The organism is Paenibacillus tepidiphilus, from assembly GCF_008635795.1.
Lineage (GTDB): Bacteria > Bacillota > Bacilli > Paenibacillales > Paenibacillaceae > Paenibacillus_AQ > Paenibacillus_AQ tepidiphilus.
Genome location: NZ_VWRQ01000015.1, coordinates 87,187 through 100,326, shown reverse-complemented (window position 1 = coordinate 100,326; position 13,140 = coordinate 87,187). Strand labels below are relative to the sequence as shown.

Below are 13,140 nucleotides of genomic sequence, written 5' to 3'. Positions count from 1 at the left end.
CTCCTCCTCTGGAGCCTTCTAATGAAACAATGGCAGATACGGTTTGTTCTTCTCCAGCATTTCATCCAGCAGCTGTTCGGCCACTGTGACTGAAGGTCCCAGCGGATGATGGACGAGGGCCTGCAGGGCAATATCCCGGTCTCCATGCACGGCCGCCTCGATGGTCAGGCTCTCATACTGTTTGACTGCCGCCAGCAGACCTTTGACGGAGGGTGGAACTTTGCGCAGCGGAACCGGCAACGGACCTTGCTTGGTCACGATACAGTTCACTTCGATCGAAGCATCGTCCGGCAGGAAATCAATAATGCCATTGTTGCGTACATTCAGCGTCTGAATATCGCGGGAATCATTATAGATGGAGCGCATCAGCAGTACGGCCGCCTCCGAGTAATAGGCTCCGCCCCGCTGCTCCAGCTGCTTCGGCTTCTCCTCCAGCTCCACGTTCCGGTACAGCTCAAACAGCTCTTCCTCTACCTTCTTCACGACCTCAGCCCGCGATCCGGTTGTGGCTGCCGCTTCCTTCTGCTCCTCCAGCATGGCATCCTTCATATAGTAATAGCTCAGATAATAGGAGGGGATGGCCTGCAGTCCGTTCAGGAACCGGTGGTCCCAGGAGTCGAAGGGGACATTGCTCGCCTTATAGCTCTGGGGATAGTCAATGAGCTCCTGCAGCTTGCTCTCTCCGCCGATCACGACATCGGATACCCAGTGCAGATGGTTGATGCCGACAAACTCGGAGTAGATCTTCTCGGTTGGAAGCCCGAAGAACCCGGAGAGCCATTTTTGAAAACCGATCGGCGAGTTGCACAGGCCTACACTCTTGACGGAAGAATATTTGTGAACCGCCTCGGTCACCATGCCGGCCGGGTTGGTGAAATTCAGCAGCCAGGCATCCGGGGCAAGCTCCTCCATATCCTTGCAGATATCCAGAATGACCGGAATCGTCCGCAGGCCCTTCATCATTCCTCCGGGTCCGGTCGTTTCCTGGCCGATAACGTTGTACTGAAGCGGAATGAGCTCATCCCATTTGCGTGCTTCCAGCATGCCTACCCGGATTTGCGTGCAGACAAAGTCCGCTCCGAGTATAGCCTCCCTGCGGTTCAGCGTCTCCACGACAGTAATCGGCAGGCCCGACTTGGCAACCATGCGCTTGCTCAGCTCCGCAATCGTATGCAGCTTCTCTTTCCCTTCCTCAATGTCTACGAGCCATACTTCGCCGACAGGGAGCTCTGGATGATGCAGGATGATGCCTTCCATAAGCTCGGGGGTATACGATGACCCTGCCCCGATAACAACCAGCTTCAATCTTTCCTCCATGACAGACCCTTCCTTCGTCTTTTTCATTTTGGTTATATAGCCTAACTGCTGGGGATATTTCCCACAGACAGGCGGTCAAGAATTTCGTGACCGACCTGCAGACCGCTGCTCTCCATTGCCAGCACGACCGAGCCGACAACCGGCTCACGAGTTAGTATTCTTAGGGTGCCATTGGGAGCCGCTTGCTTCACTCTCTGCTCAATGGCCCGCCGGATAATGCCGGAACGATCCCCCTTGGTCAGCAGGCTGCCGGCAAGCACGATGTCAAAGGTATCCTTCTCCATCGCCAACTGCCGGATCGTCGCCGCCGCAGCCAGCCCCAGCTCATCTCCTTGCCTGATCAGCAGCCCGGTGGCCACCTGATCTCCTTCGTCTGCCGCCTGAAACAGCAGCTCGGCAATGTGCGGCGGCAATTCCCTGTGATGATCCAGATAATCCTCCCGCAGCTCGGAGACACTGGAATATCCCAGCAGATCCGTGAGGCGCTCTGTCAGCACCGTCTTGCCCTCTCTGCCTTCATCCGCCCGCAGAACACTGCGGAATACTTCAACACTTAAATCATAGCCACCGCCAAAATCGCCGAACCGGTAGCCGAACCCGCCGCATTGGTACGTAACGCCTTCCGGATTCTTGCCTGCACAGTTCACGCCCGAGCCGCAAATTAATACAACCCCATAGCTCTTCTCGGTCCCCGAGCGCAGTGCATTCCAGGTATCGCAGGATATCTCCGTTCGCGGAAGGTCCAGACGGCTGATAATAGGCCGTAAAATCTTATAATCCGTCTCTCTGTCCGCTCCGGCCAGGCCAAACCAGGAACACTCCAGCTGATCCTTGATCAACCCGGACGCTTGAAGCGCTTCCGATACCGCCTGCTGCAAGCTGTCCTCGGCCTGCTCACGGTTCTTTTGGTGATTTCCGTTCCCACCCCGGCCTGCACCGATGACCTTGCCCTGTTCGTTGGCAATCATGGCGTAGGTCTTGCTGCCCCCTGCATCCACTCCCAAGTAATACTTCACAGATCATTTCACTCCTACTGTTCAGGTTAATCTTACAGATGCGGTTGATTCACGCACGAGAAGCTGGGGAGCGAGCTTTGTTACAGCGGGCGGCATCACCTCCCCATTGATCAGCTTCATCAGCAGATCAACGCCGATACTGCCCATTTGCGCCTCAGGCTGTCTGACTGTCGTCAACCGGGGGTAGAATTCACCCACGAACTGCTGGTCATCAAAGCCGACTACCGAGATATCATGGGGTACCCGGATTCCCTCTTCACGCAGCGCCTGAACAATTCCCAGAGCAATAAAGTCATCCCCGCAGAAAAAAGCTGTCGGCAGCTTATCCTCGCGCATCCAGCGCTTGGCGACCTCATAACCGCTGCTTACCGTAAACCCGCAGGAATCCGTTCCGTAAGGAGTTAAGCCTGCTTCGTCCAGCGCCTGGACAAAGCCCCGTTTGCGCTCCGCTACACTCAGGAATACCGAAGGGCCGCCGATATAGGCAATTTGCGTATGTCCAAGACCAATCAGATGCTTGGTCGCTTCATAGCCGCCCTGATAGTTATCGACTACGACACTGGGAACATCCTCATGCTGGAACTGGTTATCCAGCAGGACAACCGGAATGCTCTTTCTCTTCAGCTCCTCTACATATTCCTTCTCTTCAAGCGGGGATAAGAGAATAATTCCGTCCACCCGGTCCTTCTGAAACAGAAAGTTAGTGCCCCCATCTTCATCCTCGGCAATGGACAAGGCCAGGAAGTACCCTTGCTCCGCCAGCTTCCGGTTCACCACGCGAATCACCCGGTCATAGAAAGAGTCGTTAAAGTTGGTAATCGACATCCCGATTACACCCGTCTTCCCGCGCACAAGACTCCGCGCCGCTGAATTGGGCTGATAATTCAATTCCTCCATTGCCTTAAGCACTTTCCGCCGGTTCGATTCTCGTACAGACGGTGAATTGTTAAGGACTCTGGATACAGTCACTACCGAGAGCCCCGACTTCTTGGCTACATCATGAATGTTCATTTAGGCTTATTCATACCTCCCGAACTCAAAAGTTAAAACGTTTAAACTTTTGGGCTAAATAAAAAAAATCTTACATGTCCTGATATATCTATGCTATGACTGAGAAATCGTACAAACCGTGTCAGCTTGCCATTGCTTGAATAATCTCCAACCCGCCCCTAAAGTATAAAGGTTTTTACTTTGGTTTGATATTACCATCAACCCCAATGGCCGTCAATACAAAACCTTCCATCAAAATTAATATTCTGGAAACAATGTGCCGGTATATCTTGATGGAAAGGTTATGCCCTGTAAAATCCCTATCACTCTATGACAACTTCTCCTTCATCCCGTGGTTCCTCGAACCCTTGGAGGAAAGTCGTTAACAGCTCTTCTGTAATGGTAAACGCTGCATTCGCATCAAACCGTTCGCTGCGGAGCTTCAACCGCTTCCGCAGTTCATCAGGCTGCACCTTCAGGTAGAGAAGCTTCCACTCCCCGCCCGCTTCCTCAATAAGCTGCTTGTACTTCTCTCTTTCCGACCTGCGCCAAAAGCTGGAGTCGACAACGAGAGGTTTACCGTCCTGAATGAGCTGCACAAGCTTGTCGCAGAGCCGGGTATGGGCCTCATTCAAATGCTCCCTGTATTTTTCGGCGGGATAATCGATTCCATATCGTCCACTCGCTGACCATACCTCTTCATCAATAGAAAGGCGTGTTAAGCCGTACTCCTCCGCCAATTGTTGCGACAAGGTGGTCTTACCCGAGCCTGCAATTCCGCACATCAGTATCACTAGTGGCTTGCCGGCTACGTGCTCTGGCTTAAATAACCCCTCAAGAACTGATTTGTCTGGCATTGATATCCCTCCAACCTGAATTTTGTTGCAAGTTGAATTCTTACTTCTCCTGCTCTTTAATCACCTGCTCAATTCCAAGCAGAATCAGCCTCAAGCCGAACTCAAACGCCTTGTCCGTACCCATCAGCTCGAACAGCCCATTCGTAAACATCCTCCGGAACAGCCCCGCATCCGTGTCGCTCATGGAGTCCAGCAGGCGGATCATCTCGTCGCCGGGAGCAGTCCCCTGGTCCTTGAAGATTGCAGCGACATTGCGCTCATGCTGATAATCATCCAGTACGAAGTAGAAGACATAGTTCACAAGCGTAGTCACCACTTGCATCTTCTGCGCTTGGTCAAGCGGCGTCGATTCCACGCAGAGCAGCATACGGTTGGTGAACCGGATAATGTCCGGTTCGTGGGGCAGCGTCATCATCATAAGCTGTGTCGAGCAGGGATAACGGCTGAGCACACTCCGTACTGTTACCGCCAGTCCTGTCAGCTGCTCCTTCCAGTCCCCCCCGGAATGGAACTCCTCCAGAATGACCCTCGATACCTGATTGGCCAGACGCTGGTACAGATCCTGCTTGCTTTTGAAGTACCAGTATAACGAAGGAGCCTGGATACCCAGCCTGTCGGCCAGTCGTCTCATGCTGAATTTCTCAATATCCTCTTCTCCAAGAAGCTCCCAGGAAGCCTCAAGTATCCTGTCCTCCGAAATCTGAGGCTGCTGTTTTTTCATGTAATCCGTCCTTTTATCTAACAGTGTAAGTTTATACTTTACAGGCTCATAGTCCCATGTTATCATCTTACACTGTAAGGTTCAATCTAACACTGTTAGATTAGAAAATAAAGAAAGAAGTGATCCGATATGGATTCCGAAAACCTGTATTACTTTGAACAAGCACCGGTTGCCAAAGCCGTGGCCCATTTCGCTGTACCAATGATGCTGGGCACATCGATGAATGTCATCTATTCCATCTTGAACGCCTATTTCCTGGGCACGCTCCACAATACGGCTATGTTAACGGCTCTCGCACTGACCCTGCCGTTATTCGCTATTATCATGGCACTCGGCAATCTGATTGGGATGGGCAGCGGCACCTTCATCTCCCGTTTGCTGGGAGAGAAGAGAACGGATGAGGTGAAGCACGTATCCTCCTTCGCTTTTTACAGCAGCTTAGTCCTGGGTCTTATTGTAATGGCCGTGGGTCTACCGCTAATTGATCCCATCGTTCATAGCCTGGGCGCAACGCCTGATTCCTTCGGATTCACCAAGGACTATGTCACAGTGATGCTTATCGGTTCACCATTTGTCGTATTGTTCTTCACGCTGGAGAATATCGTGCGCTCGGAGGGTGCAGCCGTCACCTCGATGATCGGTATGATGCTCAGCGTAGCTGTAAACATCATTCTTGATGCGCTCGTCATCTTCGTATTCCACTGGGACGTGATCGGCGTTGCTTCGGCTACGGTGATTTCCAATCTGGTTGCGAGTGTATATTACACCTTCCATATGGGACAGAAGAGTCCATTCTTAACGGTCTCCATCCGCTGGTTCAAGGCCAGCAAGGACATTCTGGGCAATGTGTTCAAAATCGGCGTTCCCGTCTTTATTATGAGCATCTTTTTGGGGGCGATGTCGCTCATCTTCAACCATTTCCTTGTGGAATATGGCGATTCAGCCGTAGCCGCTTACGGAATTTCCTCCCGTTTACTGCAGTTTCCCGAGTTTATTCTGATGGGCTTATGCGAGGGGGTTGTGCCGCTTATTGCCTTTTCTTTTACAGCGGATAAATTGCGCATGAAGAACACCGTCGGATTTACGGTCAAAGTCATTGCGGGGATGGCAGCCGTGTTCGGCGTCATCGTCTATCTGGTTTCGGACCACTTGATCGGCCTGTTTACCAATGACCCGCAATTAATCGAAATGGGCAGCTACATTCTGCACGTGACATTCCTGTCCCTGTTCATTACAGGCATGACCACCTTGTTCACCGGGATCTTCCAGGCTACCGCGCAGGGAACGGCCGCATTTATTATGTCGATTATTCAAGGCGTTACACTCATTCCGGTACTATTTCTCGCCAACCAGACGAACGGCTTCCACGGGGTGGTCTGGTCGCTTGTCATTGCCGATGCCGTCGCCTTTCTTGTCGGTGCTGTCATGCTGTATGTTCTGCGGAATAAACTGCAGCCGGAGCTGGAGAGTCTGGTGCATTAGGACAAACACTGCCGTCTATTCAAAAAAAAGGTGCGAAAAGCCGGTTCATCACCGTGCGCTTTTCACACCTTCATGTTTGGCCTAAATCAATGCGTCGAAGTGGCCTTCTGCGTTCACTGTCGCCGTCCGGGGATCAGTCAGCTCCATGCCCTTAAGGCTTCCCTTTCCTTCAGTCCGCCAGAGCGGGAGATGATCCTGAAGCGGAGAAGCCGGTACGAAATTGACCGGGGTGCTGCTTCCGCTCTTCTGCACCAGTTGGGCTTCCAGCAGCCGGATTTGCCGCTGCAGCTGCTCCCGGCGATAAGGCGTCTGCATCTCGCTCCCCTGGGCCGCATTTACCTTGTCCAGCTCCATCATCAGCCGGTTCCGCTGCTTCTCCAGAGAACTGACATCGCTCTGAGTCCCGCCGTAGGCCGCAATGGCCTGTACCGGGCTGATGCCTGCTACTGTCTGTACCGCCATGGTCTTCCCCTCCGTTTCCTTGACTCCCGCCCCAATTCACCCAATATCCGGAAGTTCTAATCATCTTTATTACCCGGCCATCCCTGACATGACAACACTTTAGCCGCCTAACGCTGAAGAATCGTCGCATAGTCTCAGCCGGCGGCAGATTGGCCCATACCAAAGACCCACCGGTAACCAGCTAAAGTTCTATGGGGTTATATACTGTTTTTTCGTTCGGGTAAGTTGAAATGGTTCATATAGGGTATTCTTACTAAGGGCAATACGTTGCTATAATTTTGTTTAACATCAAGGGAGGATACAGCAGCATGGCTGATTTGGACAAGCAAAGGATTGTTGAAAGTGTTCCGCAAAGGGGGTTTTTCGGGCATCCCAAAGGGTTGTTTACGCTGTTCTTCACGGAGTTCTGGGAGCGCTTTTCCTATTATGGAATGAGAGCCATTCTTGTTTACTATATGTATTACGAGCTGAGTCAAGGCGGACTCGGCATGGAGGAGAGCACGGCTCTGGCCATTATGTCCATCTATGGATCACTGGTCTATATGTCAGGAATTATTGGCGGTTGGTTGGCGGATCGGATATTCGGGGCGTCGAAGGCCGTATTCTACGGCGGTCTGTTCATTATGCTCGGGCATATTACCTTGGCCATTCCGGGAAGCATCTCATTATTCTTTGTTTCCATGGTTCTGATTGTGCTGGGTACGGGCCTGCTCAAGCCCAATGTGTCCAGTATCGTAGGTGAGCTTTACAGCGAACATGACGACCGCCGGGATGCAGGCTTCAGTATATTCTACATGGGCATCAACCTGGGGGCCTTCATTGCCCCGCTAATCGTTGGAACCGTCGGTATGAAATATAATTTCCACCTGGGCTTCAGCATTGCGGCCGTCGGCATGCTGGCGGGATTAATCATCTTTGTCTATACCCGGAAGAACAACCTGGGTCTTGCAGGCAGCGTCGTAGCCAGCCCCTTATCACCGGCAGAGCGGAAAAAGGTGTTTCTCTCCATTGGTATCGGTATTGTTGTGCTCGCTGTTATTGTAGCTATTACGATTCCGTTAGGCCTGTTAACGTTTAAATCCTTTATTCTGCTGGTAGGTATTCTGGGCATTCTGATTCCCACCATATATTTCATCGTCATGTTCCGCAGTCCGCGGACAACCGGTGTTGAGCGCTCCAGACTTATTGCTTATATTCCGCTGTTTATTGCCGCGATTATGTTCTGGGCCATCCAGGAACAAGGAGCAACCATCCTGGCCAGTTATGCGGATAAGCGTACGCAGCTGGATTTTGCCGGAATTCATATTTCCCCGGCCTGGTTCCAGTCCTTGAATCCTTTGTTCATTATCACTTTAGCCCCGCTGTTCGCCTGGTTATGGATGAAGCTTGGACAACGTCAGCCTACCATACCCAAGAAATTTGCCTTGGGCCTATTGTTTGCCGGATTATCCTTTCTGGTGATCCTGCTGCCCGCTTACTTTGGCGGCGAGCATTCCCTGGTGAACCCTTTATGGCTCGTTCTCAGCTACTTCATTGTTGTGCTGGGGGAACTGTGCTTGTCTCCTGTAGGGCTATCGGCTACGACAAAATTAGCTCCCGCTGCCTTCTCCGCCCAGACCATGAGCTTGTGGTTCCTATCCAATGCAGCTGCCCAGGCGATTAATGCGCAAATTGCCAGATTTTATTCGCCTGCCACCGAGATGGTCTACTTTGGTGTCATTGGAGGAGCGGCAATTCTCCTTAGTATTCTGCTCTTCTCGTTCTCCGGGAAAATTCAGGGGTATATGAAGGGTATAACGTAGAATAACAGTAGCCATTGAACCGTATTTATTAACCTATATTGGTCATTATGCTGCTCATTGAATGAGAAGCACAGCAAAGAGAACAGCCCCAGGCTGTTCTCTTTCGCTATCCACCCTTAGAAGCATGTGAACGAGCGCACCTGATTCAAATCAACGCCGAAGTACCCCCAGAAGAAGCCAAACCATCTGAACCCTGCAATTGAATTACGTCCGACGAATACCGGGTAGAACCAGAATTGCTCGCCGTTGTTCAGCCAAATGTATGTGTTGCGGAACAGGCAGCGTCTGATCCCGCCGGGGTCGACGGCAAATGTAGTGGCCGACATTTGCGGTATGAATTGCGGTGGAGGAGCCGTCGGCGCCTGAACGCCTCCCGGTGCTCCTCCCGGTGCTCCTCCCGGCGTACCCCCTGGGGGTCCCGGAATCCCGGGAAATCCGCCTCCCGGGCCGCCAGGTCCGCCCCCCGGGGACCCAGGAAACCCTCCGCCGGGTCCCGGTGCTGGAAAAATCCCCATATCTGATCGCTCCTTTCAATGAATAGGCATACATCATCATATGCATTCGCGGAGAGGGCGACTGGGCGGTTTACTTTTTTTCTGATGCTAAATATAGACGAATATCTGATTATACGGATCACATATTCAAGCTTCAAGCTCCGTGTAAATTTGAAACGTCACGCCGAATTTGTCCGTTACATCGCCAAACCCGGGACTGAACGGCTCTTCTTTAAAGGGCAGATTGACTTGACCGTCTTGCTGCAAGGCTTCATATATTCTTTTGGAATGTGCTACTTCGTTTGTTGTAATACATATAGTAACCTTTTTCCCGTCTTCAACAGGTGTACCGCCTGGAGCATCCGAGAACATAAGCTCTGTTCCACCGACTCTCACCTTGGCGTGCGCCACAAGATTCTTCAGATCGTCCGTGAACGTATCCGGGATGCCCGGCATTTCACCGTAAGTAGTGAGGGAGAGGACTTCAGCACCTATGGCTTGCTCATAAAATTGGATAGCTTCCTTTACACGCCCCTCCAAAGTAATATAGGGGGTAAGTTTTACCGTCATAGCTTGTTCCTCCTCGAGTTTGAAATTGAATCGGATTAGGGATTCATAAGTATAGACGATCCGGAAGGCTTAAAATCATCGGTATGTCTTCAAAAAATCTGAATCTGCTTCCCATCCAACCGGTAATCCAAATCGAGTAAACAATTCAGAATCAATGAAATGATGGATATGCGCGATTTCACCGTCACTCACCTCAAGAACATGAAGGGCCCATGGGGTCAGCACCCCGTCCTGCCCTGAGGGAGCATATTGGGCAAATGCCGGACTGTTCCCGTTAGCCCGGACCGGCAGCAACCGTGAACCCAAGCAATGGCTGCGAGTTGTATTGTAGAATTCTGCAAGATTCGAATGGCCTTGAACCCACATCGTAAATGGCGGCATCGACAGGCTGCCATTCTCCTTGAATAAGGTCAGAAGCGCATCAATGTTGTATTGTTCAAAGGCTTCCACATAACGCACAACCAGTTGCTCATCTGCCTCGGCGTCGCTATCCTGCAGCTCATCTGAACGAAGGTTGCGTTGGCTGATTGTCGCCCGTGCCCGCTGCAATGCACTGTTGACGGCTGCCACGGTCATCTCCAGCGCACTCGCAGTCTCCTGGGCCGACCACCGGAAGACATCCTGCAGGATCAGCACGGAACGTTGCCGGGGCGGTAATATTTGCAGAATCGCAATAAATGATAATCGAATCGTTTCTCTGCTGATCAGGATATTGACCGGATCGGTAGCGGCATCAGGGGTCGGCCATATCCAGGAATCCCGGGGCAGGCTGTCCTTAGGCTCTGTTATCGTGACGGCCGATTCAGAGAGATCCATCGGGAGTGCCCGGCGCTTTGCAGTCCTTAGCCTGTCCAGGCAGACATTGGTGGCAATCCGGTATACCCATGTTCTACGCGAAGACTGCTCCCTTATCTGGTCCCAGTTCTGCCAGGCGCGGAGCAGGGTATCCTGCACCGCATCTTCCGCCTCAAAGATGGAGCCCATCATCCGGTAGCAATAACCGGTCAGTTCCGGACGCAACTCCTGAAGCATGTCTGGTGCTTCATGCTGTTGGCTCATTTTACGGCCTCCTCCTTTGGCATAGAAAGGACATGTAAGCCATTGCTACAATGATTTACAATAAATTGAATCATCCTTTTTTCGACTCAGAGCGTACTATTTCGAAGCATTGCCGCCACAACCAATACTGCAACAGCGATGCCTATAAGAAGAGGTTTTTTAATCATAGCGAACCAGGGCGGTTTTGGCTTCCCCACTCGCATAGCTGCTCCAGAACGGGCAATAGCGTCTGTGCCCTTTCCGTAAGAGTATACTCCACTTTAGGGGGAACCTGGGGATATTCCTTACGTTCCACCAATCCGTCTGCCTCCAGCTCCTTAAGCTGTGTACTTAAGATTTTGTAGGTGATCGCTCCGAGTTGTCTCTTCATCTCATTGAAGCGAACCGGTTGCTTTGCAGCTAAAAGGTAAAGGATCGCCATCTTCCACTTTCCACCAATCACAGACATTGTATAACCAAATGGTGTGTTTTGAATAATCGTATCCTTGCCCTTTAGATCGGATATTCCCATATTCCCACTATCCTTTCGGACAGTACCTATCCTATAAGTGCGTACTATCCCTTTATTATTGCCCAGTTTATACTAGCCTTACTTTGAAGTAAAGGAGATAACGAAATGACTACAATAAAAACGTACAATCACAATCTTTGGGATCACGGGATTTCTCAGGGCTACTGTGTTGACAACACCCTTTATATCTCGGGTCAGTTCTCCCATAATACTAAGGGGGAATTCGTTGGCGCGGACGATATTAAAACACAAGTGCTGCAGACATTGACTAATCTTGATTCTGTACTGAACGAATTTGGCGCAACCAAATTAAATCTTGCCTATGTAGAACTTTATCTGACCCACGCTAAGGAGCATGGAGAGATCGCTATAGAGTTGTTCAAAAAATATATTGAACACCACCGCCCCGCCGGCAGTATGATTGGTGTGGCTGAACTCGCCTTTCCGGAGCAATGGGTTGAGATTCGTGCAATCGCACACATTTGAGTAGCGTTAACCATTGAGGCTTGCTGAATAGTCGTTTCATACCAAAAACAATGTGCCGGTCCCTGGGGATCAGCACATTGCTTCTGCGATAAGCTTTTATGGAGTTAGTTTATCCGGATTGTATTTCGCGTGGAACTTGTTCGCTATATAGGTCTCATAGATTTCCCGCTCAACGGGGTCCTCTACGAGATACACCTCGATCTTCACTACTTCGTCCCTGTGGTTCTTGATAGGCGAGACGGTATCCTCGAAATGCTTCTTAATCCGCTGGCGCAGCTTCCGGGCCTTGCCGACAAAGAGCAGCTCATCCTTGCTGTTGTAGAACATGAAGATGCCGCCTTGTTCCCTGGTGATCAGGTGGAAATCCGTAAATCCATAAATGTGGCTCAATTGGGGAGCCTCTTGCTTATAGATGGTTACTTCCGGTGTTGGAATTGTAATCGTTATCAGCTTTATCACGTCCTCTTAACGTATAGACTTCTATCGTACCATAGATGCCGGTCTTCGTCTTCCTGTCAGGTCAATCAACCTGCTTATCCTTCCTAATGGTCTAGCGGGAGGTTATCCGACAATAAATCCGGGTTATCCTTGAGCATCTCTGTTACCACTTTCGCCACCAATGCTGCATCGCATACCCTTACTTCGGCGTCTCCGAGCCTCCCCTTAACCATTGCCCCCTTCTCTTCAAGCACCTCGTCCAATTTCCAGAAATGCTCCGACCAGGACAGCCCGCAATGCCTGCGCGAAGGTACGGGGATCTCCGTTCCATCCGGCAGAACCGTGTACAGCATTTCATGGCCATCCGTTAATCTGCCAGGTATGTCCACCCACTCCTCGACTCCATGAATGAAGGTGTTGCGTCTTAAATCGACGCCGACCAGTAGAATCGTTGCCTGCCGGCCCAGCAGCTTTCCCCAGGCAGAGCCTCTGGCGCAGGGTGTATCGAACCGGTGGTCGCCGGACGTGAACTCTGCCGCATCCCGGCCGAGCGCAGCTACCGAGTGGGTCGGATGCCAGGAGCGGACGACCTCCGGCCGCTTCCGGAACAGCTCGGGCAGAATCCCCACGCACACCGGTGAACGATCGACGTAGAATCTCGGATTCTCCGCATTGATATAAGACCACGTATGAGTGGGTAACACCAGCAATCCATCCTTCATATATTCCGACAACGCATCCAGAACCGTATCCGCTCCGCCCTCAACCTGCCCCAAACTCTTCATCGAAGAATGGACCAGCAACGTCCCTTCACGGTTAATGCCTAGCTGCTGTAACTGCGCTATGAGGGTCTCTTTCGTATGCATCCTGTTCTTCCTCTCGCATGTATGTTTCTTGTCTACTCCAATCTTACCTCAAAAAGTGAACCTGAAGAA

15 protein-coding genes are annotated in these 13,140 nt (G+C 51.3%); 3 read left to right on the top strand and 12 right to left on the bottom strand.

What is annotated here, in order from left to right; translation table 11 throughout:
• Positions 1–18 precede the first annotated feature (18 nt).
• The 5 genes from F1379_RS19095 to F1379_RS19075 form a co-directional block, all read right to left on the bottom strand.
• Positions 19–1,317, bottom strand: a complete 1,299-nt coding sequence (locus F1379_RS19095) for a 6-phospho-beta-glucosidase (RefSeq protein WP_150272745.1) — start codon at positions 1,315–1,317, stop codon at positions 19–21.
• Positions 1,318–1,358: 41 nt separating this feature from the next.
• Positions 1,359–2,333, bottom strand: coding sequence for an N-acetylglucosamine kinase (locus F1379_RS19090; RefSeq protein ID WP_150272744.1), 975 nt, complete (start codon positions 2,331–2,333; stop codon positions 1,359–1,361).
• Positions 2,334–2,354: 21 nt separating this feature from the next.
• Positions 2,355–3,344: a LacI family DNA-binding transcriptional regulator gene (locus tag F1379_RS19085; protein ID WP_150272743.1), complete on the bottom strand. Its 990-nt coding sequence runs from the start codon at positions 3,342–3,344 to the stop codon at positions 2,355–2,357.
• Positions 3,345–3,646: 302 nt separating this feature from the next.
• Entirely contained in the window at positions 3,647–4,180 is a 534-nt protein-coding gene (locus F1379_RS19080; protein ID WP_150272742.1) for a P-loop nucleotide/nucleoside kinase family protein, read from the bottom strand.
• Between the two features lie 40 nt (positions 4,181–4,220).
• Entirely contained in the window at positions 4,221–4,901 is a 681-nt protein-coding gene (locus F1379_RS19075; RefSeq protein ID WP_150272741.1) for a TetR/AcrR family transcriptional regulator, read from the bottom strand.
• 129 nt (positions 4,902–5,030) lie between these two features.
• Here F1379_RS19075 and F1379_RS19070 point away from each other — a divergent pair, with 129 nt between their 5' ends.
• Positions 5,031–6,383, top strand: coding sequence for an MATE family efflux transporter (locus F1379_RS19070; RefSeq protein ID WP_150272740.1), 1,353 nt, complete (start codon positions 5,031–5,033; stop codon positions 6,381–6,383).
• 81 nt (positions 6,384–6,464) lie between these two features.
• On the opposite strand, the gene F1379_RS19065 is transcribed toward F1379_RS19070, so the two are convergent.
• Positions 6,465–6,845 (bottom strand): FlxA-like family protein, encoded by a 381-nt coding sequence (locus F1379_RS19065; protein WP_150272739.1) that lies wholly within the window; start codon positions 6,843–6,845, stop codon positions 6,465–6,467.
• A 308-nt stretch (positions 6,846–7,153) separates the two neighbouring features.
• Here F1379_RS19065 and F1379_RS19060 point away from each other — a divergent pair, with 308 nt between their 5' ends.
• Positions 7,154–8,647: a peptide MFS transporter gene (locus F1379_RS19060; protein ID WP_150272738.1), complete on the top strand. Its 1,494-nt coding sequence runs from the start codon at positions 7,154–7,156 to the stop codon at positions 8,645–8,647.
• A gap of 116 nt (positions 8,648–8,763) precedes the next feature.
• Here F1379_RS19060 and F1379_RS19055 read toward each other — a convergent pair whose 3' ends face one another.
• The 4 genes from F1379_RS19055 to F1379_RS19040 form a co-directional block, all read right to left on the bottom strand.
• Positions 8,764–9,162, bottom strand: a complete 399-nt coding sequence (locus F1379_RS19055; protein WP_150272737.1) for a collagen-like protein — start codon at positions 9,160–9,162, stop codon at positions 8,764–8,766.
• Positions 9,163–9,288: 126 nt separating this feature from the next.
• A complete protein-coding gene (locus F1379_RS19050; protein WP_150272736.1) occupies positions 9,289–9,711 on the bottom strand; it encodes a VOC family protein in 423 nt (140 codons plus the stop codon).
• Positions 9,712–9,786: 75 nt separating this feature from the next.
• The gene (locus tag F1379_RS19045) at positions 9,787–10,770 is read right to left on the bottom strand and encodes a sigma-70 family RNA polymerase sigma factor (RefSeq protein ID WP_150272735.1); all 984 of its coding nucleotides are present in this window, start codon (positions 10,768–10,770) and stop codon (positions 9,787–9,789) included.
• Between the two features lie 163 nt (positions 10,771–10,933).
• The gene (locus tag F1379_RS19040) at positions 10,934–11,281 is read right to left on the bottom strand and encodes a winged helix-turn-helix transcriptional regulator (RefSeq protein ID WP_150272733.1); all 348 of its coding nucleotides are present in this window, start codon (positions 11,279–11,281) and stop codon (positions 10,934–10,936) included.
• 105 nt (positions 11,282–11,386) lie between these two features.
• Here F1379_RS19040 and F1379_RS19035 point away from each other — a divergent pair, with 105 nt between their 5' ends.
• The gene (locus F1379_RS19035) at positions 11,387–11,767 is read left to right on the top strand and encodes a RidA family protein (protein WP_150272731.1); all 381 of its coding nucleotides are present in this window, start codon (positions 11,387–11,389) and stop codon (positions 11,765–11,767) included.
• A gap of 96 nt (positions 11,768–11,863) precedes the next feature.
• On the opposite strand, the gene F1379_RS19030 is transcribed toward F1379_RS19035, so the two are convergent.
• Together F1379_RS19030 and F1379_RS19025 are read right to left on the bottom strand one after the other, a co-directional pair.
• Positions 11,864–12,217 (bottom strand): nucleotide excision repair endonuclease, encoded by a 354-nt coding sequence (locus F1379_RS19030; protein WP_203457135.1) that lies wholly within the window; start codon positions 12,215–12,217, stop codon positions 11,864–11,866.
• 92 nt (positions 12,218–12,309) lie between these two features.
• On the bottom strand, positions 12,310–13,071 hold the full coding sequence (locus tag F1379_RS19025) for an AAC(3) family N-acetyltransferase (RefSeq protein WP_150272726.1): 762 nt from the start codon (positions 13,069–13,071) through the stop codon (positions 12,310–12,312).
• Between the last annotated feature and the right edge of the window lie 69 nt (positions 13,072–13,140).

Coding starts and splice junctions, on each gene's coding strand:
- F1379_RS19085 (WP_150272743.1), bottom strand. CDS start 3,344: ATGAACATTCATGATGTAGCCAAGAAGTCGGGGCTCTCGGTAGTGACT.
- F1379_RS19025 (WP_150272726.1), bottom strand. CDS start 13,071: ATGCATACGAAAGAGACCCTCATAGCGCAGTTACAGCAGCTAGGCATT.
- F1379_RS19045 (WP_150272735.1), bottom strand. CDS start 10,770: ATGAGCCAACAGCATGAAGCACCAGACATGCTTCAGGAGTTGCGTCCG.
- F1379_RS19035 (WP_150272731.1), top strand. CDS start 11,387: ATGACTACAATAAAAACGTACAATCACAATCTTTGGGATCACGGGATT.
- F1379_RS19065 (WP_150272739.1), bottom strand. CDS start 6,845: ATGGCGGTACAGACAGTAGCAGGCATCAGCCCGGTACAGGCCATTGCG.
- F1379_RS19050 (WP_150272736.1), bottom strand. CDS start 9,711: ATGACGGTAAAACTTACCCCCTATATTACTTTGGAGGGGCGTGTAAAG.
- F1379_RS19040 (WP_150272733.1), bottom strand. CDS start 11,281: ATGGGAATATCCGATCTAAAGGGCAAGGATACGATTATTCAAAACACA.
- F1379_RS19070 (WP_150272740.1), top strand. CDS start 5,031: ATGGATTCCGAAAACCTGTATTACTTTGAACAAGCACCGGTTGCCAAA.
- F1379_RS19095 (WP_150272745.1), bottom strand. CDS start 1,317: ATGGAGGAAAGATTGAAGCTGGTTGTTATCGGGGCAGGGTCATCGTAT.
- F1379_RS19080 (WP_150272742.1), bottom strand. CDS start 4,180: ATGCCAGACAAATCAGTTCTTGAGGGGTTATTTAAGCCAGAGCACGTA.
- F1379_RS19075 (WP_150272741.1), bottom strand. CDS start 4,901: ATGAAAAAACAGCAGCCTCAGATTTCGGAGGACAGGATACTTGAGGCT.
- F1379_RS19055 (WP_150272737.1), bottom strand. CDS start 9,162: ATGGGGATTTTTCCAGCACCGGGACCCGGCGGAGGGTTTCCTGGGTCC.
- F1379_RS19060 (WP_150272738.1), top strand. CDS start 7,154: ATGGCTGATTTGGACAAGCAAAGGATTGTTGAAAGTGTTCCGCAAAGG.